General features: G+C 46.9%; 19 protein-coding genes. 9 read left to right on the top strand and 10 right to left on the bottom strand.

Annotation, left to right across the window (positions count from 1 at the left end; genetic code table 11):
- Nucleotide 1: 1 nt before the first annotated feature.
- On the bottom strand, nucleotides 2-694 hold the full coding sequence (locus R3D00_24830) for an RraA family protein (protein ID MEZ4776424.1): 693 nt from the start codon (nucleotides 692-694) through the stop codon (nucleotides 2-4).
- Between the two features lie 102 nt (nucleotides 695-796).
- Between R3D00_24830 and R3D00_24825 the strand changes: the two genes are divergently transcribed.
- Both R3D00_24825 and R3D00_24820 read left to right on the top strand, forming a co-directional pair.
- Nucleotides 797-1,999 (top strand): CotH kinase family protein, encoded by a 1,203-nt coding sequence (locus R3D00_24825; GenBank protein ID MEZ4776423.1) that lies wholly within the window; start codon nucleotides 797-799, stop codon nucleotides 1,997-1,999.
- Nucleotides 2,000-2,082: 83 nt separating this feature from the next.
- Complete coding sequence (locus R3D00_24820; protein MEZ4776422.1) at nucleotides 2,083-3,549, top strand: Gfo/Idh/MocA family oxidoreductase; 1,467 nt, start codon at nucleotides 2,083-2,085, stop codon at nucleotides 3,547-3,549.
- A gap of 38 nt (nucleotides 3,550-3,587) precedes the next feature.
- Here R3D00_24820 and R3D00_24815 read toward each other — a convergent pair whose 3' ends face one another.
- Entirely contained in the window at nucleotides 3,588-6,023 is a 2,436-nt protein-coding gene (locus R3D00_24815) for an FtsX-like permease family protein (GenBank protein ID MEZ4776421.1), read from the bottom strand.
- Nucleotides 6,024-6,239: 216 nt separating this feature from the next.
- Between R3D00_24815 and R3D00_24810 the strand changes: the two genes are divergently transcribed.
- Entirely contained in the window at nucleotides 6,240-6,554 is a 315-nt protein-coding gene (locus tag R3D00_24810) for a nucleotidyltransferase domain-containing protein (protein MEZ4776420.1), read from the top strand.
- Between the two features lie 64 nt (nucleotides 6,555-6,618).
- Complete coding sequence (locus R3D00_24805; protein ID MEZ4776419.1) at nucleotides 6,619-6,855, top strand: HepT-like ribonuclease domain-containing protein; 237 nt, start codon at nucleotides 6,619-6,621, stop codon at nucleotides 6,853-6,855.
- A gap of 24 nt (nucleotides 6,856-6,879) precedes the next feature.
- On the opposite strand, the gene R3D00_24800 is transcribed toward R3D00_24805, so the two are convergent.
- From R3D00_24800 to ettA, 4 genes are all read right to left on the bottom strand, one after another.
- Nucleotides 6,880-7,719, bottom strand: coding sequence for a LamG domain-containing protein (locus tag R3D00_24800; GenBank protein ID MEZ4776418.1), 840 nt, complete (start codon nucleotides 7,717-7,719; stop codon nucleotides 6,880-6,882).
- Nucleotides 7,720-7,734: 15 nt separating this feature from the next.
- Entirely contained in the window at nucleotides 7,735-8,541 is an 807-nt protein-coding gene (locus R3D00_24795; GenBank protein ID MEZ4776417.1) for an NIPSNAP family protein, read from the bottom strand.
- Nucleotides 8,542-8,636: 95 nt separating this feature from the next.
- Nucleotides 8,637-9,152 (bottom strand): hypothetical protein, encoded by a 516-nt coding sequence (locus R3D00_24790; protein ID MEZ4776416.1) that lies wholly within the window; start codon nucleotides 9,150-9,152, stop codon nucleotides 8,637-8,639.
- Between the two features lie 16 nt (nucleotides 9,153-9,168).
- Entirely contained in the window at nucleotides 9,169-10,839 is a 1,671-nt protein-coding gene (gene ettA, locus R3D00_24785; GenBank protein MEZ4776415.1) for an energy-dependent translational throttle protein EttA, read from the bottom strand.
- Between the two features lie 119 nt (nucleotides 10,840-10,958).
- Here ettA and R3D00_24780 point away from each other — a divergent pair, with 119 nt between their 5' ends.
- The gene (locus R3D00_24780) at nucleotides 10,959-12,605 is read left to right on the top strand and encodes an alkaline phosphatase D family protein (protein MEZ4776414.1); all 1,647 of its coding nucleotides are present in this window, start codon (nucleotides 10,959-10,961) and stop codon (nucleotides 12,603-12,605) included.
- A gap of 582 nt (nucleotides 12,606-13,187) precedes the next feature.
- Nucleotides 13,188-14,354, top strand: a complete 1,167-nt coding sequence (locus R3D00_24775; protein MEZ4776413.1) for an ATP-binding protein — start codon at nucleotides 13,188-13,190, stop codon at nucleotides 14,352-14,354.
- Between the two features lie 188 nt (nucleotides 14,355-14,542).
- Here R3D00_24775 and R3D00_24770 read toward each other — a convergent pair whose 3' ends face one another.
- From R3D00_24770 to R3D00_24755, 4 genes are all read right to left on the bottom strand, one after another.
- Nucleotides 14,543-14,869, bottom strand: coding sequence for a type II toxin-antitoxin system RelE/ParE family toxin (locus R3D00_24770; GenBank protein ID MEZ4776412.1), 327 nt, complete (start codon nucleotides 14,867-14,869; stop codon nucleotides 14,543-14,545).
- The gene (locus R3D00_24765) at nucleotides 14,859-15,074 is read right to left on the bottom strand and encodes a hypothetical protein (protein MEZ4776411.1); all 216 of its coding nucleotides are present in this window, start codon (nucleotides 15,072-15,074) and stop codon (nucleotides 14,859-14,861) included. Before R3D00_24765 ends, R3D00_24770 begins: the two co-directional genes overlap by 11 nt.
- A gap of 154 nt (nucleotides 15,075-15,228) precedes the next feature.
- The gene (locus R3D00_24760) at nucleotides 15,229-15,861 is read right to left on the bottom strand and encodes a response regulator transcription factor (GenBank protein ID MEZ4776410.1); all 633 of its coding nucleotides are present in this window, start codon (nucleotides 15,859-15,861) and stop codon (nucleotides 15,229-15,231) included.
- On the bottom strand, nucleotides 15,854-17,785 hold the full coding sequence (locus tag R3D00_24755) for a sensor histidine kinase (GenBank protein MEZ4776409.1): 1,932 nt from the start codon (nucleotides 17,783-17,785) through the stop codon (nucleotides 15,854-15,856). The genes R3D00_24760 and R3D00_24755 overlap by 8 nt, the downstream gene beginning before the upstream one ends.
- A 292-nt stretch (nucleotides 17,786-18,077) precedes the next feature.
- Here R3D00_24755 and R3D00_24750 point away from each other — a divergent pair, with 292 nt between their 5' ends.
- From R3D00_24750 to R3D00_24740, 3 genes are read left to right on the top strand one after another with little or no spacing between them, the layout of a single operon-like run.
- Nucleotides 18,078-18,488, top strand: coding sequence for a nuclear transport factor 2 family protein (locus R3D00_24750; GenBank protein ID MEZ4776408.1), 411 nt, complete (start codon nucleotides 18,078-18,080; stop codon nucleotides 18,486-18,488).
- A gap of 53 nt (nucleotides 18,489-18,541) precedes the next feature.
- Nucleotides 18,542-19,372: a hypothetical protein gene (locus tag R3D00_24745; GenBank protein MEZ4776407.1), complete on the top strand. Its 831-nt coding sequence runs from the start codon at nucleotides 18,542-18,544 to the stop codon at nucleotides 19,370-19,372.
- 46 nt (nucleotides 19,373-19,418) lie between these two features.
- Entirely contained in the window at nucleotides 19,419-20,195 is a 777-nt protein-coding gene (locus R3D00_24740; protein MEZ4776406.1) for a hypothetical protein, read from the top strand.
- Nucleotides 20,196-20,229: the final 34 nt, after the last annotated feature.

Raw genomic sequence — 20,229 nt, 5'->3', positions numbered from 1 at the left:
CTTACATAATCCCAAACTCCCGGAATGCATCTACAGCGCTCATTCCGCCTTCGATAGCTTTTTTTACCAATTTTTCGCCCCTGGCTTTTTCGATGGCCAGGCGAATCATCTCTTCCTCTGCCTCTCTGGGAATGATACATACCCCATCCAGATCGCCAAAGACGATATCGCCCGGTTGTATCTTCACTCCCTGAATTTCTATTCCCACCCGAAAATCCATTACTTTCCCTCTCGGTCCCTGATCCTGGGCATACCGTCCATAGCTGAAAGTAGGAAAATTGAGCGCCAGTATGCCCGGTGTATCGCGTGAGTAACCATCGACTACTGCGCCCACGGCTCCCAACTGTTTGGCGCGGGTGCTCATCAGTTCGCCCCAAAGTGCATAGCGGGGGGAAGATCCTGTGCATATATAGACTTCGTTTCGCTTCAGGTCATCGAGCGCTTCGAGCATCAGTCCGAAGGATTTTTGCATAAGGGGATTGTTGCTTCCGACCGATTTTTCCTCAAACACATCCGCCTCCAATACGGTCATCGCCCGCCCGGCTGTCACCATATCGTCGCGCAGGGGCTGAATTTGCGGCGGCAAAAACTGATGAAGCAGTCCTGCTTTATCCATCACATCACCCACTACAGCAGTAAACAACTCCTGCCGCATCAGTGCAAAAAGCTCGTCGTCATTTTTCCATAATTTCATAAAAGCGTAATTAACAGTTGATCGTACCTGCGTAATATTAACATTCAGCCGCGATCTTCACAATGGTTAGGAGGTTTGACCAGAAATGTTTAATATTTACCTATGTTGAAGAGGATGATACTTACTTCGTGTTTGGTGACATTATGGGCGCTTTGTCTGTTTTCCCAGACCTTGCCGAGACTGGAGCTTTCTGCGAATGACCATTCGGTTGCCAACCATATTGACATTGAGATGCCTGCCAAAAGTTTACGGCAATTGCAGGATTTGCGGGAGAAAAAAGACCTTTCCAGAAAGGCCCGGATGCAGATAAATGGAGAACAAATATCACCGGAATCCATCCGTATCCGGGGACAGAGTAGTCTGGAGTTTCATCGAAAAAGCCTGAACATCAAGCTGGAAAAGAAAGCAAAGTTCCGAAAAGGCGAAGAAAAGTATGCTATGAAGGAGTTTTACCTGATCGGGATGACGATGGACAAATATTATTACCGGAGCTATTTGTCCTATAGCTGCCTGCAATCTATCGGGCTGTTTCCTATGTTTTTTGCTTATACAGAAGTATTTATTAATGGAGAAAATCAGGGGGTATATATGGTGGTGGAAAAACCCCATGAGTGTATGAAAAAGCAGGATTCTCCCTGTGTCATCCGCCGCGGGTACAGTCATAAAATTGAAGAGGTGAAGTTTATGGCGAAGAAGACAGATTTACCCGAAAGAGCCTTTACCGACGCTTACGACCATCTGTATGAACTACCGGAAAAATTTACAGGAAAAGCCTTGTATGATGAATGGAATAAATGGCTGGATGTGGATGGGTATATGCGTTGGCTGGCTTTCAATTTTTTTATTATGAATGGCGATTATGCAGATGAGCTGTATCTGTACGCCGAACCTGTCAGAGACGGCGTGCGGTTTGGGGTGATTCCCTGGGACTATGACGATATCCTTGTGGGAAATCCTCACCGAAAAGATCTGGCAATTTTCCATAAAGGCTGGCACAACAAGTATATGTATATGGCGGAGGAACAAATCGATCAGATTATCGCCTCAGACAAATGGCTTCAGGCCCGGTATATAGATGCGCTCAAAGCCGTGCTCAATGATTTTTCGCCCCAAAAAATGAAGGAAATCTATCAGTCTGTGTACACCGGGCTGTCTCCTTTTTATCAATCACCTGAAACGATTGCCATGTCAAGGTATGACGAAGACGGAGAGGTGAAACCGGGCGATTTTCCCGAAGATTTTTCCGCTTCTTATGAATATCTGATGTCGAGGCGCGCCTGGCTGTTGGCGAATATGGACGATTAGCCGATAGGAATTTTCGTACGCACTCTCTATCTTGAATTTTCATTAAACTAACTACCAATTAAAACAACAACTACTCTCGAAACATGCAAGATCCACAAAAAAATCAATCTTCCACCTCTCGCAGGTCTTTCCTGAAAAAAGGTGCCATCGCCTCATCTTTTTTTATTGTACCCAGATTTGTGCTTGGCGGACCGGGATATACCGCTCCCAGCGATCAGTTGGTGCTCGCCGCTATTGGTGCAGGTGGTAAGGGTCGTAGTGACATCATGAACGCTTCGGTAAAAGGCCGGGAAAAAGTGGCCGCTTTGTGCGATGTCGATTTTTCGGGATCTGCTGCCGCTTCTGTAGAGTCATTTCCCAAGGCCAAAAGATATAGTAATTTCCGGGAAATGCTGGACAAGGAAAAAGGCATTGATGCGGTTACGATTTCCACACCGGATCATGTACATGGCCCTGCTGCAGCCTATGCCATGGAAAGAGGGATCCATGTATATGTACAAAAACCCCTGACCCACAATATACGCGAAGCCAGGATGTTGACAGAAATGGCCAGAAAGCATAAGATTGTCAGCCAGATGGGCAACCAGGGCGGCTCCAATCCGCTGCTGGGTATGGTGCAGGGCTGGATAGACTCCGGCAAGCTGGGGAAAATATCCAAAGTGCAGATTTGGACCAACCGTCCCGTATGGCCACAAGGCGGCGCGATGCCTGCCCCTGACCCTGGCAAAAAGCCTGCGGCGCTGGACTGGGATCTCTGGCTGGGCCCTGCGCCTTATATGGACTATACACCCGACCTGCATCCATTTAGCTGGAGAGGCTGGTGGGACTTTGGTACTGGCGCACTCGGAGATGTGGGTTGCCACCTCATTGATATCCCTTTCCGAACCCTCGGGCTTAAGTATCCTACCGATGCCGAATGCAGCGTAGCTTCTGTATATTCACAGATGTGGACGCCTGATTATCACCCACAGGGTTGTCCGGCGGCTTCATTTATTACCCTGCATTTTGGTGCTACCGATAAGAGCAAATCGCCGATCGAGATGACCTGGAGCGATGGGGGAATCAGACCTTCTCACCCGGATATCATTCCCGCAAACAGTGATATCGGGGGGAAAGACAGTGCAAACGGTGTGTTGATTATTGGCGAAAAGGGCATTATCTCTACCAATATCAATGACAGCTCTCCGCTGATGCCCAAGTTGTACATGAATGATGGTACGACAGATTTTGGACCCGAAACAGAACCCAATGACGAGCCGGAATACGGCCATCACCGTAAATGGGTGGACGCCTGTAAGGCCGGGTTTAACAGCCCCGAACATAAAGCCCTGACTTCTTCTTTTGACTATGCCGGCCCGATGACGGAAACCGTTTTGATGGGCAATCTGGCGATTCGGAGTTATATGCTCCGAAAAGAAGATGACAAGGGGAAAATGGAATTTTATGCCCGTAAAAAACTCTTGTGGGATGGCGAAAATATGCGTATCACCAACCTTGAGGAGGCCAATCAATTTGTAGGCAGAACCTACCGCAAGGGCTGGGAAATGTAAGATGATCCTGTATGGCCGGGGAATCTGATTCTCCGGCCTTATTCGTCACGCAAAGTATCTGCCGGGTTAGCCCGTGTGGCTCTCCGGGTCTGTAAATAAATCGTAATTCCCAGCAAGGCAGTAGTGGCGAACAGCGGCCATATATAATGTCCCGGCGAAATGTCGGTGTGGTAGGCAAATGTTGTCAGCCAGTCTGAAACGCTGTGATAACTCAGGGGAATGGCAATCGCTGCACCTGCTGCCAGCATAAACAGATACTCTCTGCCCAGCAGCAGAATAATATCCTTCAGTCCTGCACCCATCACCCGGCGGATAGCAATCTCCCGCATACGCGTGCGAAGCGACCAGGCCAGCAGGCTGAAAAGCCCCATAAACGCGATAAATATTGCCATCGCACTTACTGCCGCCAGCAGGCGAAGTTGCACGCGCTCTGTTTTGTACAAATCTTCATACAACTCATCCAGAAAGTGATACTCCATGGGGTAGGAGGGGTAAATTTCATCCCAGGCATTTTGTATTCTGCCAACGGTCTGCTGAACATTCGCTGTCTCCACTTTGATCAGAAATGTGCGCAGCCATATTGGCTCGAATAAAAATACCAGCGGGTCAATTTTGTTTTTCAGTGTCTCCTGATGGTAGTCTTTTACAATGGCGGTCACCGGGCCGGTTGCCAGTTGGAAGTTGCCAATAGACCAGCTGACCTGCTGCCCCAGGGCAGAGTCAGGGTCCTGCCATCCCAGCATACGCATGGCGGTTTCGTTGAGCATATAGTTGCGGGGGCGTTCTCCGAGATACTGTTCGGGCAGATATTCGGCAGAAAACTGTGGCGGCTCGCCATAAGGTATACTGCCGGTTTGATCCTCACCGGCGATTATTTCCAGTCCCATCGTCTCTATAAACCCCGGGCTGATCACCTGCACATCCGAAACCGGCGCTTCCTGTGGATTTCGCCCCAACACAACCAGCGGCCCTGTATCCCTGATTTCGCGGGAAGGGACTTCCATACAGGCTGCCACGCTGACTATACCAGGGATCACCGAAACCTTGTCCCGAAACAGTGGAAACCCCTCTGTGACTTTGTCAGGCACACCCGGTATGGCGAGTATCTGTTCGCGGGTGATGCCCAGGTTTTTTTTATGGATGTACTGAAACTGCGCCCAGGAGACCATGGCGCTGCCCGAAAGTAGGATAGCCAGTCCCAATTGTACGGCGACGAGTACACGTCTCAAATCAAAATTATTTTTGCCGCTGCGGGTCAGACGTGATCTGAGCATTTCCATGTTTCCGTTGGTAAGCAGGACAATGGCCGGATAAATACCTGCAACCAGTCCGCTGAGCACCGCAATACCGGCCATTTCTCCCGCCATTACCCATGGATTCATCATAAAAGATACACTGGTGAGAGACTGAAACCAGGGAAACAGCAGCCTGATTACTCCCACACTCAGCCCTGATGCCAGCAGGGTATAACTGACCGATTCTGCAAGAGCCAGAGAGACCAGTTTTCGGTTTCCTGCACCCAGAATCCGCCGCATGCCGATTTCCCTTGACCGGCTGATGGCCAGGGCGCTGCTGAGGTTAAGGTAGTTGATGATGGCGATAATCAGGATAAACAGACCGGCAAAGGAGACGATTTGCACGTAGCGGGCATTGCCGTTGGGTACGATTTCCCGCGCCAGGTCTGAGTGTAGGTGAATGTCTTTTATGGGTTGAAGATTCAAAAACATTTGCCCCTGATTTCCCTCCGGTTGGGTGTTTTCAATAAATCCGGGCAGTTTTGCTTCTACGCTTTGTACCTCAGCGTCTTTTTTAAGGAGAATATAGACATACGCCCACCAGGATCGTTCGGTTGAGTCCCGAAAAGAAATCAGCATATCGATGGGAATATGTGTATTGGGCGGAAGATCCCGCATAACACCGGTAACGGTATGGGGCGTTTCCTCCGGGGAAAAATTGCCACAAACATTCAGCGATTTTCCTACAACATCTACTGCTCCGAAGTAAGCTTTTGCCAGCGATTCTGTCAGCACTACGGAGTGTGGATTTGCCAGTGCTGTCCTGGGGTCGCCTGCCAGAAAGGGGAAATCAAACACTTCAAAGACATTGGCGTCGGTAAGATATGCGTGTTGGGGTTTGAATTTCTCCTGCCCAATGCGTACGTATTTCTGCTCCTGGTTTTGGAAGCGGATCAAAGTTTCTACTTCCGGTATCTGGCGGGGAAGTTCGTTGATAAAGTCGGCATAGGTACGTGCCCAATGGACATCACTGCCGTTGTCGAAGACCTGGCGGTGTGTAATCCTGAAAATCCGGCTGGCTTTGGAGTTGAAGTTTTCAAACCCGGTCTCGTAGTCCAGATAGATCAAAATCAAACCAAAAGCTGTAAAAGCAATGAGCAGCCCCAGCAGGTTGAGTATTGTGTACAATTTGTGCCTGAGGGCGTGGCGCAGCGCGACTTTGAGGTAGTTGAGGAGCATAATGGAAGGGAATAATGGAAGATCTGTTACCTTTTACACCCTGGTGGCCGGGAGGTTCAATGTTTAGACGGATTGCGTGTGGCGTGATAAGGAGCGGGAGTAGGTCAAACAACAGATAAGCGGGGTTTGTGACGGGGTTGGTATAATAAATTCGAAACTTTTTGAGTATATTAGTGAAAATTTATAAGGAAGATGGTGAAGAAAATTCAAGAAATTTTGCCTGCAATTCGAGCCTTATGTCAAAAACATAAGATTGAAAAGTTGTGGCTTTTTGGATCAGCGCTGGATGAACATTCATTTCTGGAAAGCTCTGATGTTGATTTTCTGTATCAGCTTTTACCAATTTCCTCCGGGAGAGAATACCTTGACAATCTGTATAATTTCCGGCAGGGACTTAAAACCCTGCTTCAAAGGGAAGTAGATATCCTTGAATACAAAAAGTTTCAGAACCCCTATTTTCGTGAAGAAGTGGAAAATACTAAGGTATTAATCTTTGAGCATGGCAAAAAGTACGAAGAAATATCTGTTTGATATTCTGCTTTCTATTCAGCGGGTTTTTGATTTCCACCTTTCGGGCATACACTCTTTGTAAGATTTGGAAACCAATATTACCGCTGCATTTGCCCTTGAAAGAGAACTGGGGATTATAGGTGAAGCGCTCAATAAGCTTCAAAAAATGGGCGTAGTACTTTCCCATTCAGACTGGGCAATTAATTTCCGCAATACACTGATTCATCAATATGATGCAGTTTCTCGTCGCACCATTTTTGAACATGTTCATCAGGACTTACCACATCTAAAGTCAGAGGTTGAAGCGTTATTAGAGGATTGAATAGCTTCTCTGCTCTAATCTGCCTTACTCCCCTACCAAAGCTTGAATTTCTTTTTCCTTCAACGCCCTGTCAAACACCGCCAACCCGCCGATCTGCCCTTTGAAAAAATTGCCCATGCCTGATTTGAGCAAGACAGCGCCCACAGTAAAATCTGAACCATTATTGCCCATTCCGGCGGGGAAATGATAGGGATTTTTGATCTGTGTCAAACCTTCGGGGTAACCTTCAAACCCTTTGGTATGATCGATCAACTCGGGCTCCCGGGCTTCGAATACGCCATTTACATAAGACTTGATGTATTTGCCATTGTAGGTAAAAGCCACGCAGACCCATTCATTGGGCGTTACTTCCTGTTTACTTGCAGAATAATCGATCGAATAAGGGAAGGGTGGGGTTGGTTTACCTGTTTGGGAAATATGCCCGCAAACCTGATTTTTACCGTTGTAATAGGGCAATGAGACAAACAGGCCGTACTGCCTTTTTCCTCCGTCGAGATATTCATTCCACATTCCTCCCACAAAACCTGTTTGCTCTCCTGTCCATTTTACCCAGGCTATGACGGTTACGCCTTGCTTTTTTCCGAATAGGTTTAGTTCACCGGTTGCTTCATTGGGTAAAGAAAGAAATGCTTTATTGCCAAACCGGGCAGAATAACCAGACAAGGGCCCTTCAGGAATGCGGGGAATTGTGCCATTTTGCTCGGTCAGGGGAAATGTGCCCTTACCCTGGGCTATGCGGGCCTGACCAGCTTCTTCTTTAAAGTCCCAAAAAGCGATCAGGCCTTTGGTTACGAGAATCTGTTGGGCAAATACTGGCGAGACGCATAAAAAAAATAATAAAATTGCCACTCGAAAAAGAGCCATGAATTCTGTAAATTTTTAATAATCCGAATACTCCGTCGGGTACATAAACATGATATCCGCGTGCGACACATTGTTCTTGTATTTCTCTATGGCTTTCAGTTCTGTCCATTCCGGAGAGGCAAAAAATTCTTTCCAAAGCGAATCCCTCGTCACCTGATCATTGAATGTGGTCATATACATGAGGTTGGGCATATGCGCGCCTGACAGCACTTCGGCATAAAATACTGCGTTAAAGTTCAGCCGGTCAAACAGTTTGATTTCGCCTCCGGCATTAAACATATCTACTTTGTTGCGGTATTTGGCTTCGGTTGCAGACTCATAACTACGCAATTCATATACACGGTCCACTCTCGGGCCATCCAGTTTGGGAACATCCATGGCCGGCATATCCGGAAAGGCTTTCATCAGCACAGACTCGATTCTTTTGTAAGGTGCATTTTCAGGTGATGCATTGATGAAATCTTCTCCTGCTGCCAGATATGTTTCGTCTTTGAGGAGGTTTTCTTCGAGAGATGCAAACTGGTCCATTGAGGAAAAGGGAATCAGAACATATATTTTTCTCAGCGTATCTTTTTCATCCAGTCTTGCTCTGAATACGCCGGTTTTTCCTATTCCCTGTTTTTTCAGGGCGGGGAGATATGCATGTTCGAAATAATGGTCAGCCGCTTCTTCCTGAATATCCGTGTCAAAAGAATAGATTTTAAGCTGATAAAACTCGCGGGAAGCTGCCGCATGGCTACTGGCCTGACCGCTATTATTCTTTTCACATCCAGCGAAAATCAGGAGGAAAAGGACGGGAATTGTAAACAGGTAAATTTTCATTTTTGAGGAGTAGGTTAATAGTTCCAAAAAACAGTATCTGTTGCAAGATATAAGGTTTCTGCAAATAGTCTGAGAGTATATTTATACTTAACACACTATAACTTCATGCGTGGCTGCTGTTTTCCCGGATTGTACCGAACCAGTTCATGACCCGTTTCTTTTTCTAATTCTCTTGCAAGGCGATACGCTTCATGCTCATTATATTTCCTGGCTATAAGGAAAAGTTCAAGATGATTGGGGCTGGCAAAAGATACTTCAAATATTACCGTAGAGGTTGTCATTATAGTGCTTCCGGTTCCATACATATTCATTCCATTGCTTCGATTTCTTCTCAAAACAAGGATATCAGGATAACTATCGAGGGAATACCATTTGCCAAATTTCATAAACCATATTGAGGTATATTCCTTGATTCGTTTACGTTCTGTATCCAGTATTATCCCTGTGATGGAAAACGTTATTGTCAGGCCAACTAATAGTGGAATAAATCCCCCCCAAAAGCCGTCAAATAAAGCTAATCTGCCTCCTGCCAAAGCAATCACAACTCCAAATAATGTAAAACCCAGTGGAGATTCTTTACCAAGTATAAACTTATGATAATTCTGCTTCATCAGCATCGAATTCAAATCACAACAGACTCTTAAACCTCGGTCTTTTAGGCGTAATATCTCCAAGCCGTGCTTTTTTATTTGCTTCGAAGTCGCTGAAATTGCCCTCAAAAAATATCACTTCGCCATCGTCTTCATAGGAAAGAATATGTGTTGCCAACCGGTCGATAAACCACCGGTCGTGAGAGATCAATAACACACAGCCTGCAAAGTTTTCAATGGCTTCTTCCAGCGCCCGCAGGGTATTCACGTCGATATCGTTAGTGGGCTCGTCGAGCAGGAGAACGTTTCCGCCTGACTTAAGCGTGATGGCCAGATGCAGCCGGTTTCTTTCTCCTCCTGAAAGTACGCCTACCTTTTTTTGCTGGTCAGCACCCACAAAGTTAAACTTGCCGAGGTAAGCACGTACATTGAGCGTACTGCCGCCTACCTGAAGAAACTCAGTGCCGCCACTCACGACTTCGTATATCGTTTTTTCGGGAAGGAGGTCCTTGTGGGATTGATCCACATATACCAGTTGTACCGTACTTCCGGTTTCAATCGTTCCACTGTCGGGTTGTTCTTCTCCCATGATCATGCGGAATAGGGTAGATTTACCTACCCCATTGGGGCCGATGATTCCGACAATCGCATTGCGGGGGATCGAGAGGTTGAGATCGTCAATCAGTACCCGGTTGTCGTACGACTTACGGAGGTTTTTAATATCGATGACATTATTTCCGAGACGTTGTCCGGGCGGAATAAAGAGTTCCAGTTTTGCTTCTTTTTCTTTGATTTCGGCATTGTTCATCTCTTCGTAGGCGTTGAGACGGGCTTTGCCTTTAGCCTGACGCGCTTTGGGAGCCATTCGTGACCATTCCAGTTCGCGGCGCAGGGTTTTCTGGCGTTTGGATTCTGATTTTTCTTCCTTGGCGAGGCGCTCGGCTTTTTGTTCGAGCCATGAGCTGTAATTTCCTTTCCATGGTATGCCTTCGCCGCGGTCGAGTTCGAGTATCCACCCGGCGACGTTGTCTAGGAAATACCGGTCGTGGGTAACGGCGATGACGGTACCCGGGAAGGATTTGAGAAACTGTTCGAGCCAGTGTACACTTTCCGCGTCGAGGTGGTTGGTAGGTTCGTCGAGCAGGAGGATGTCGGGTTTGCTCAGGAGCAGCCGGCAAAGGGCCACGCGACGGCGCTCTCCGCCTGAGAGTACAGATACTTTTGCGTCATCGGGCGGACAGCGCAGCGATTCCATGGCCAGTTCGAGCGTATGGTCGAGGTCCCATGCGTCAAGATGATCCATTTGTTCGAGGAGTTCGCCTTGTTCTTCGATGACCTTCATCATTTCATCGTCGTCCATCGGTTCTCCCAGCTTCATAGATATCGCTTCATAGGCATTGACCACATCGACGATATGCTGAACACCTTCCTGAACGACTTCCTTCACGGTTTTGGTTTCGTCAAGCTGGGGTTCCTGGGCGAGGTAGCCGATTTTATATTCCTTGTCAAAGGTGATGGTTCCCTGGTAGTCGGTATCCAGGCCTGCAATGATTTTCAGTAAGCTGGATTTCCCTGAACCATTGAGCCCCAATACACCGATTTTAGCTCCGTAGAAAAAGGAGAGCCATATATTTTTTAGCACTTGTTTGGAGGGCGGGTAAATCTTGCTTACGCCCTGCATCGAGAAAATGATCTTGTTGTCTGACATGGGGGCGAATATAGGCAAGAGGAATGATCTTCGCCACAGATTTCAGAAAATTACGGAGGAAGATTGTATTTTAACATCCTGTTTATTTTCCCAATTGATCTTGCACAAACAGCGACGGAATGATAAGTACAAAATCCTTTTATATATTCTCTCTTTTTCTGGCAGCAGCAGGCTGGAGTATGAATGTTTTGGGGGCGAATGTTTTTCCATATGGGGTGGCTTCCGGTGATCCGTTGTCTGACCGGGTAGTTATCTGGACAAAAGTTGAAGCAGATGATTGGGAATCTCAGGTGACGCTAACCTGGGAAATGGCATCAGACAGCAGTTTTAGATTGGTGGTCGGGACTGGCGACCTGGAAACTTCGAATGAAAAAGATTTTACCGCAAAAGTGGATGTATTGGGGTTAAAACCCGATACCCGGTATTTTTATCGTTTTTCTGCCTCCGGTCAATTTTCCCCTACAGGTATTACCTATACGACCCCCGAGACAGATACTGATCAACTGAAATTTGCAGTGGTTTCCTGCAACAATTACCAGCACGGCTATTTTACTGCTTACCGCCATATTGCAGAGAGAAAAGACCTCAACGCAGTGATTCATCTGGGCGATTATATCTACGAGTCTTTTGCATCAAAACGCGACCCCCGCTGGCCCAAAGAGCGTATCCACGAGCCACAAAAGGAGATCATCACCCTGAGCGATTACCGCCAGCGGTATGCGCAGTACCGAAGTGATCCTGATCTTCAGGAAGCGCATCGGGTACTTCCGTTTATCACAGTCTGGGATGATCATGAGTCAAGCAATAACTCCAATAAAAACGGCGCACCGGGGCACAATCCGGAAAGGGACGGAGAATGGGCAACGCGCCTTCAAAATGCCAAGCAGGCATATTTTGAGTGGATGCCTATTCGCGATTATCCCGGACAGAAAGTTTACCGGAAAATCAGTTATGGGAAAATGGCCGATCTGCTGATGGTTGACACTCGTACGGAAGGGCGCGACCCACAGATTTACGATATCGACCGGGCCGAATTGTCTGATTCCAACCGTTCTATTCTTGGGGCAGAACAACTGGACTGGCTGTTGAAAAATCTGGAAAGCTCTCAGGCGCGGTGGAAGGTATTGGGCAATCAGGTGATATTTTCGCCTTTGTATGCCAGCCACCTGAGTAAAAAAATCGAAAATGCGATGTTGGACATCTGGGACGGTTATCCGGCAGAGCGATTGAAAATCACCCGGTTTTTGCAGGAGGAAAAGATTGACAATGTGGTCATACTCACGGGCGACTTTCATGTGAGTATGGTGTTTGATGTGCCGGTGGACGACTGGAATTTTCCCCTGACGGGAAATGCGCCTGAATACAATTCCGAGACAGGCGAGGGCGCAGTGGCGGTTGAGTTTGCCACGCCCAGCATATCTTCAGGCAATTTTGATGAATTTGCCCGTTCTGTCAGGGTTGTCAGATATACCGGTACAGCAAGAGCCGGAGTCAGGTGGCTGGAGGGCAATCTGGGAAAGGACTACCGGCGAAACCGTAAATACCCTGGCGGTCGCCAGCCGATAAATCCCCATCTGAAGTATATCAATTTGCGAGATCACGGATATTTTGTGCTGACTTTGACGAAGGAAGAGGCCCGGGCGGATTATTATTTGCTGGATAAGGTAACGAAGAAGGATTCTCCGGAATCTTTTCGGGCAGGATTTTTTACACGGAGCGGGGAGAATCACCTCGCGAGGGAGGGGCAAACAATCAGGGTAAAATGAAGAAAGTAAGTCAGATAGTAATAGCTACGCTGAATCTGACAATATGCCTGGGTCAATCGGTTTATTTTTTTTGTCTTCTGCTAAACCAAACCTGGCCAGTCTGGCAAAGTGAGGGGACGTAGCGGCGTTCAGTTTTAATAAAAAAATCCAAACAACCATAAGGGAATTTTATTACCGATTCCTGTTTCAATTTCATCTGCGGCAATAAAAGCATTTTGGACATCTTTGATTTGACGACTGTCTTTTCCTCTTCCTCCTACTTCAAATATATACTGATCGTTGACGAGAAAGTCTCCGGTGTTGGGGTAGCTAACCTGATGTTTGTAGCGTAACTGATTCAGGAAAAAAGTTTCCCTTGAAACAGGTTTGAGGTTGTTGAGACACGGCGGTTATTGATTTCAAACAGTATATCCATGAGGTTGCATTACAATGTACAAAACAAATGTAACGTGTAAAGAAGCCCGAACCAGTCTTGCAACCGGGCGCAAACCAAAATCCGGGCTAAGTATTTGCCAGTCTCGCGTATTTTTTGCACATTTAACCCCGTAAATCCACCAAAAAAAAATTAATTAACGGGGTTAAATGAATTATCTTTCCCGAATTGCCGAGCAAGAAATCCTTGATCTGTGCGCATATTTCCCTGCAGTAGCGATTGTAGGGCCACGCCAGGTCGGAAAGACATCGCTTGCCCTTCATCTGGCGGACCATCTGGACCGCCCAGCGCTGTATATAGACCTGGAGCTGCCGCAGGATCTTGCCCTTCTCCAGGAGCCTACGCTGTTTCTTGAGCAGCACCGCGACAAAACCCTCATCATAGACGAGGTGCAGCGGGTACCCCATCTGTTTCCAGTCCTGCGGGGACTGATAGACCGGCACCGTCAGCCGGGCAGGTTTATCCTGCTGGGCTCTGCCTCGCCCGATCTGATCCGGGATGCCTCTGAGTCGCTGGCCGGGCGGATCGCGTATTATGAGTTAAAACCACTGACGCTGGCAGAAACAGGGCCCGGCACCGACCAGCGCCAGCACTGGCTGCGGGGCGGATTTCCTGAGGCATTTCTGGCACCGGACCAGCGGCGCAGCATGCAGTGGCGGCAGAACTTTATCCAGACCTATCTGGAGCGCGATCTGCCCATGCTGGGCCTTCGGGCCGACCCGATGCTCATCCGGCGGCTTTGGACCATGCTGGCGCATCTCCACGGTCAGATGCTCAATATCAGCCAGCTAGCTGCTTCGCTGGGGATCAGCGCTACGAGCGTGCGGCGTTACCTCGATTTTCTGGAGGCCGCTTACCTGATACGCCGCTTGATGCCCTACCACGCCAACATCGGCAAACGTCTCGTCAAGTCTCCTAAGGTGTATATCCGCGACTCAGGGATTCTGCATGGCCTGCTGGATCTCCCGGCCTATGATGCCCTGCTGCGGCACCCGGTACTGGGCACTTCATGGGAGGGATATGTATTGCAGGAGGTCATGGCTACCCTGCCAGCCGGAAGCGATGTGTTCTTTTACCGTACTGCCGACGGTGCGGAGGCTGATATCGTGATTACCCGGGGCGGTATGCCAGAAACATTGATCGAAGTCAAACACAGCTCAGCCCCTTCGCCATCCAAAGGATTTCATATTGCCAGTGCCGACCTGAAAACCCGGCGGCATTTCATCGTCTATCCGCTGGAGCGGAGTTACCCGGTATCAGGCGGGGGCGTTGTCACAGGCGTGCAGGGGCTCCGGGCAGCGCTGGAGCAGGAATGACCGCGGCAGGTGTGCTGTGTACTGTTCCCGATAGCTCAGCACGATCACCCGCCTCATCCCTTCGGGATTTTCGCCTGCGGCGAGTCTTCAGCAAAAAGCCCTCTCAGAATCCTATCAGATTGTTGGAAATTGCAAATTTGACCCGTGCTGCGGTGTTGCACTTCGAGCCTTAATACAGACCTTCTTATTTAAAGGTAGTTTTTCAGCAGAAGCTGGATCTCCTGATCTGAAATCGTTTCTTTTTCACCTTTATTATAGATGGAGATGAGCACAACGGTTGTTTGGATGATCTTTACAAAAGAAATCACTCTGGCTCCTCCGGATTTTCCTTTGCCTTTTGACGCGATAGCCATGCGAATTTTGTAAACATCATTGCCAAGTGGAGTTCCTTGCAGAGGGTTTTGGGAAAGTTCTTCGCCTAAAACTTTCAGTTCAGATTTAAGCGAGGGATATTTCTTGATAAGCCGCTTTGCTTCCCGGATAAAATTTTCTGAAAGAATTACTTCAAAGTTCATTCAAAAAATCTTTAAGCGGCGTGCCTTGGATTTTGCCTTCCCTGAATAACTTCATTTCTTCAAAACCGCTGATCAGGTTTTGGGTAATGGCTTCTTTTGAATCTCCTTCATCGGCTTTTTCGATGGTTACAAACCCCAGGCTTTTGATGAGCTTGATAAAAAACTTATACTCTTTGTCGGGAATTTTTAAGGTTATTTCTTTCATAATTACCTGTTGGTTAGGTTTTATATACCTGCCAGCCCAAGTTTGACTTGCGATAAAAACAAATTTAATCAAGGAAATTCTTGAAAAAAACTATTCAACGGAATAAGCATAAATTTTGTCGGTGGAAAGTCTTCAGCAAAAAGCCCGCTCCTAATCATATCAGATTATTGGAAATCGCAAACTTTACCAGCGCTGCGGTATTTTTAACAGAAAACTTTGCCAGCAGATTTTTGCGGTGGCTGTCCACCGTCAGCGGGCTGATAAACAGCTTTTCGCCGATCTCGCCATTTGTCAATCCCTCCGCGATCAGATTGAGGACTTCCTTTTCCCTTGTAGTCATCCGGGGAATAAGATTGGGATCCGTCGAATCGGGCCGCACGATCATTTGCATCACCTCCATATCCATATACATTTGTCCTTCAAAAGCCATCCTTACCGCGGCTTCCAGTTGTTTGCCCGGGATATTTTTCAACAGATACCCGGAAGCACCGCTTTCTATCATTCGGGTGATATAACTTCTCTCTTTAAAATTGCTAAGTCCCAATACCCGGATATCCGGACGTACTAGTTTGATCTGCTTACATAAATCTATCCCGGTCATATCGGGCAGGTTGATATCCGCGAGTACAACGTCTGGTAATAATTCTTCTATTTTTTGGATTGCCTCGCTGCCTGAATTAGCGGTTCCCGCAATCACAAATCCTTCTGCCGCTTCGAGCAGGCTTTTTATGCCTTCAACGACCATCGGGTGGTCATCTACAATGAATACTCGGATTTTTTCAGACATGGCTTTCAATATTTACACTTAAACCTTTACCTGGAGCTGTATGCCAATCGAGAATTCCATTGAGATACTGGACCCGCGAGACAATATTCATCCAGCCAACGCCCGGTGATGTTTGTAAAATCTGTGGATCAAACCCTTTTCCGTCATCCTCGACGGTCAGATGAACCTTATTGCCATCCCGGGTGATTTGGGCAATGATATCTGTAGCGCCGGAGTATTTGACGGCATTGTTGAGCAATTCCTGTACTATCCTGAACAGCACAATTTCTTTATTTTCCGGTAGTCTGTCTTCCAGGCCGGAAGCGAAAAAGTGAATTTCGGCTTTGGTTGCTTCTCTGAGGTGGTCGCAATAGTCTTCCAGCGCTTCTTTTAACCCAAAACGCAGAAGCGCCTCCGGCATCATATTTCGGGCAATATGGCGAAGCTCAGAAGTGCATTGGTCCAGCTCCGTAATCGCCCGGTTTAGCGATGGGGCAATATTGTCAGATTGCCTTTCGAGAGATTGAATATACTGTCTTACACCCGTAATTCTTCCCCCCAAACCATCATGCAGATCTCTGGCAAGTCGCCCTCTTTCTTCTTCCTGACCTTTCATCAGAGCTGCTGCTGTAGCTAGTTTTGACCTGTTTTGCAGGTTTCTGTAACCAAGAAATCCTGTTATTAGAAGGAGCAAAACCAGTCCGGCAACGCCGTAAAGTTGCAGCGATCTTTGTCTAAGTGTAAGCTGGCGTATGGCTGCTTCCTGGACAAGGGACTGGATCTGTTTTTCCTTTTTTTCTGTCTCATAGCGGGTTTCCATTTCCTGTACAGCGTGGATCAGGTCTTCATTGGCAACAGAATCACGTACATTGTAATACCGGTTTCTATATATCTCCCATTTGTCCAAATCACCATGTGCGAGTGCAAGGTCTGAGAGATCGAGGTAAATGACATAGGTATAACTACGCATTTCAAGTTGCTCACCGATACGGATGGCTTCCAGGTAGTTTTCTCTTGCTTCACGATATTTTTTCTCCCAGAAAGCAATTTTCCCCAGGCCATGTATATCTATCATTTTTCCATACTCATCGTTGATCTCCTTTGCGATTTTTAGCGACTCTTCCAGTAGTCGCCTGGCTTCTCTAAAATCTCCCTTGTCAAGATAAAAATCAGACATATTGCTGAGAGTCGTGACAATGACAGTCTGATAGTCAGATATTCGGGCAAAACTCAGCGCTTCTGTAAAAGCAATCAGCGCGCTGTCTGGTTGATGAAGGTTTTTCAGGGCATTGCCAATATTCAAAAGGGCAGTGGCAGCGGTTGCTGTATCGTTTAATGCGATAGCCAGATGGAGACAGTTTCGGCTATTGTCCAGTGCTTTTTTATACAGTTTCAGATCAAGATATAAAACAGAAAGATTATTTCTTACTGCAATCGGGAAATAGGGCGGAACCACGGCATTTTCCATCGCTTTCAGACTCTTTTCATAATAGTTCATGGCCAGGTGCCGGTTTCCCTGATAGTTCCAACTGTTGGCAAGGGTGTTGTAGGCTGCCGCAAGTTCTTTCTTTAAATGGATCTCCTGACAGATAGGAATCGCTTCCTGACAGAGATCATTGGCAAGCTGGTATTCGCCCAGGTCATAAACTGCATTAGCCAGATTGATCAGACAGCGCGCTTCCCCTTTTTTAAAGCCTGTTTTTCTGGCAAGCGTTAAGGCTTTTTCCTGATACAATCTGGCCGAGTCTGCATTGTGCTGATACCACGATTTTCCTGTTTCCATCCATGCCCAAATCTGCACTGTGTCTTTGGCAGAATAAGTGCCCAAAGGCTGTACTGACGAGCTCAACATCTGTTCCCCGGGTTGTCCACAAAGATGAAAAGAAAGTGTATTAAACAGAATAAAGCCCCCAAAAGCGGCAACAATAAATGAGCCTTTTTTCAAAATGAAGAATAGGTTTTTGATCGGTGCCATTCTGGTAATTGCTCTGGTATAGTAAGTTGGGATTTCGCGTGTGATAGTGCTGAGGATGGAGTATCGCTGATCAATCTAATTTATGAAATTATTTCCTTTCTCAAAACAGGCGATTTATCGTCGGTTTGCAGGGGCATCCCTGTTTTCGGGGATATAGTTAATTCCTCTTTTGAACGGATTGTGGGACGCGATATTTCCCACCAACTTTGTATTGTCCGATGAATGATTATTTCAAGTTTTTTCACCTTTTAATCTTTCTTTTATGAAAACAACACAAATTTCCCCCCTTGCCGCTGTTCAGCAGATTTATACCTGGTTTGGTGAAGGCAATATTCCTGCAATCCTTGATATGCTTACAGAAAATGTATTGTGGAAACATGCTGGTGATCACAACGTCATCCCGTTTGCCGGAACATTTCATGGAAAAGCAGGTGCACTGGACTTTTTTCAGAAACTAGGTGGATCTTATCAGATCACAGAATTTGAGCCTCACAATTTCTCCGCAAACGGACTCATCGTTACAAACGATGTACATGTATCCGGAACGGTTATTTCTACCGAAAAAACTGCCCGCCTCACCAGCCATTTTACCTGGATGTTTAATGAGGAGGGAAAAGTCTTTAGCTGGGAAATGACGGGCGATACCCACGAACTGGATATGGCCTTTCACTAAAAATTATTCTCTTCTCGCAAACACTATTTCTGTATCCCTTAACCTTTTACAACATGAACTTTAAACATTTTATCATCGCTGCTTGCAGCGTGCTGGTCTTTCCGTCACTTTTCGGTCAGAGGACAGCAACCACAATCACAACTTCAAACAGCATCCAAAAGGGAGTTATTCCACCTACGACGATCTACAATCCAGACCCGATTGTGTTTAATCCCAACAATCCGGTAGATTATATCGGTCAGATGCACAACAGCGCTGTGGAATTTCTCGGCAAAAAAACCGGATGGCAGGAGGTGCCCGTTGATACGCTGGTTTACTGGACAGATGTGTATATCAAATTGCTGGACGATCAAAACGATTATTCCTCTCATTACAAATCCAATCGTGATTTTCTGGGTGGCTTCATCTCGTCTTCCGAGACAAAGCAGACAGAAATTCTCAATACCACAGTACTTAGCCGTTATGAAGCCTATTATCTGAAACGTCTTCTGGCTACCCTCGGAGATGAATCTGCTACAAATAAGGCAACTGTAATCACCAATATCAAGAATATTGAGTCTGAAATCATGGCGGATACCCGCCTTACGCAGGACCAGCGGGATGGACTACTGGCAGACGCAGCGGTAAGCCGTTATAGTCTGGATTTCTGGTCAACCATGCTTGTCACCAATCCCTCTCTTATGCCTTCGGGGGCAGGAATGACCACTTTTAATGTATCCCAGAAAATTGCCAAGGCAGATGTCAAAGGCGGCGTAGCCGGTGGTTATAAAGGGGGGATCGTGGGGGGCATTCTCGGTGGCCCCGGTGGTATCATTCCCGGAATATTAGGTGGGATAGTAACAGGTGCAATTGTCGGTTCTGCTGTTGCCGCGCTTACAAATTAATTGAAAAACCTAGATTAATCTCCTTTCACTTTTCAACAACAAAACAATGAAAATCATCAGATTTATTCTCGCTGCAATGCTCCTGCTGAGTTTTGCCTATTCACAGATTGTCCGTCCCAGAAATCAGGACTTTGATCCCAAACCACAAGCAAATCCAAAGAACCCGTTTGATTTTTTTGGTGAAATGCACAATGACGGGGTAAAAGAGATTGGCGACCTGTTAGGCTGGAGAAGATCTCCCAAAGATACAATTTATGCCAAGACCGTCTGGTATATGACCAAAGAGGGGAGTAAAGATTTTGCTGGGATGTATGCTGCCCGAAAAGCTTCTTTTCAGGCAAAGGACATGCCTTCGATGGATTCTATGCTGGTAAAACAAGGAGCCTCTAAAATGGATATCCTGTACATACGCAAGCTGATGGCGCTTCTGGACAATACCAGCCTTACTTCCAGGCAAGCTTATATCACAGAAGTGAAAAAACTGGAAGATCAGGTAATGGCAGAACCCGGAATTACTACTGATATGGGAAATCTGATTCTTGCCTCAGCTTCCGTTGCGCGGTACAGTGTGGAGTTTTGGGATGGAATGGCTCAAAGTAACCCTGAAGTTGTTGGAATCAGTGCCGGCAGCACTTCCGGAGAGTCTTTTGTCAAGGTAAAAGACGTGGTGAAGGGCGATGTAAAAGGTGCAATTAAAGGCGCGATTGTCACCGGGATCACAGGATTTCTTGGCGGTGGCCCTGCCGGTGGTCTTGCTGGTGCTGGAGCCGGTGCGTTAGGCGGAGCTATTGGCGGATCGATAGCTGCTGCATTATTCGACTAATTCTTTTTCATTAAAATCTCTCATTCATCACATT

The sequence above is a fragment of the Bacteroidia bacterium genome, from assembly GCA_041391665.1.
Taxonomy (GTDB): domain Bacteria; phylum Bacteroidota; class Bacteroidia; order J057; family J057; genus JAGQVA01.
Note: the sequence above shows the minus strand (reverse complement) of the source record. Positions and strands in the feature narration are given on the sequence as shown.

Coding starts and splice junctions, on each gene's coding strand:
- R3D00_24830 (MEZ4776424.1), bottom strand. CDS start 694: ATGAAATTATGGAAAAATGACGACGAGCTTTTTGCACTGATGCGGCAG.
- R3D00_24825 (MEZ4776423.1), top strand. CDS start 797: ATGTTGAAGAGGATGATACTTACTTCGTGTTTGGTGACATTATGGGCG.
- R3D00_24820 (MEZ4776422.1), top strand. CDS start 2,083: ATGCAAGATCCACAAAAAAATCAATCTTCCACCTCTCGCAGGTCTTTC.
- R3D00_24815 (MEZ4776421.1), bottom strand. CDS start 6,023: ATGCTCCTCAACTACCTCAAAGTCGCGCTGCGCCACGCCCTCAGGCAC.
- R3D00_24800 (MEZ4776418.1), bottom strand. CDS start 7,719: ATGGCTCTTTTTCGAGTGGCAATTTTATTATTTTTTTTATGCGTCTCG.
- R3D00_24795 (MEZ4776417.1), bottom strand. CDS start 8,541: ATGAAAATTTACCTGTTTACAATTCCCGTCCTTTTCCTCCTGATTTTC.
- R3D00_24790 (MEZ4776416.1), bottom strand. CDS start 9,152: ATGAAGCAGAATTATCATAAGTTTATACTTGGTAAAGAATCTCCACTG.
- ettA (MEZ4776415.1), bottom strand. CDS start 10,839: ATGTCAGACAACAAGATCATTTTCTCGATGCAGGGCGTAAGCAAGATT.
- R3D00_24780 (MEZ4776414.1), top strand. CDS start 10,959: ATGATAAGTACAAAATCCTTTTATATATTCTCTCTTTTTCTGGCAGCA.
- R3D00_24775 (MEZ4776413.1), top strand. CDS start 13,188: ATGAATTATCTTTCCCGAATTGCCGAGCAAGAAATCCTTGATCTGTGC.
- R3D00_24770 (MEZ4776412.1), bottom strand. CDS start 14,869: ATGAACTTTGAAGTAATTCTTTCAGAAAATTTTATCCGGGAAGCAAAG.
- R3D00_24765 (MEZ4776411.1), bottom strand. CDS start 15,074: ATGAAAGAAATAACCTTAAAAATTCCCGACAAAGAGTATAAGTTTTTT.
- R3D00_24760 (MEZ4776410.1), bottom strand. CDS start 15,861: ATGTCTGAAAAAATCCGAGTATTCATTGTAGATGACCACCCGATGGTC.
- R3D00_24750 (MEZ4776408.1), top strand. CDS start 18,078: ATGAAAACAACACAAATTTCCCCCCTTGCCGCTGTTCAGCAGATTTAT.
- R3D00_24745 (MEZ4776407.1), top strand. CDS start 18,542: ATGAACTTTAAACATTTTATCATCGCTGCTTGCAGCGTGCTGGTCTTT.
- R3D00_24740 (MEZ4776406.1), top strand. CDS start 19,419: ATGAAAATCATCAGATTTATTCTCGCTGCAATGCTCCTGCTGAGTTTT.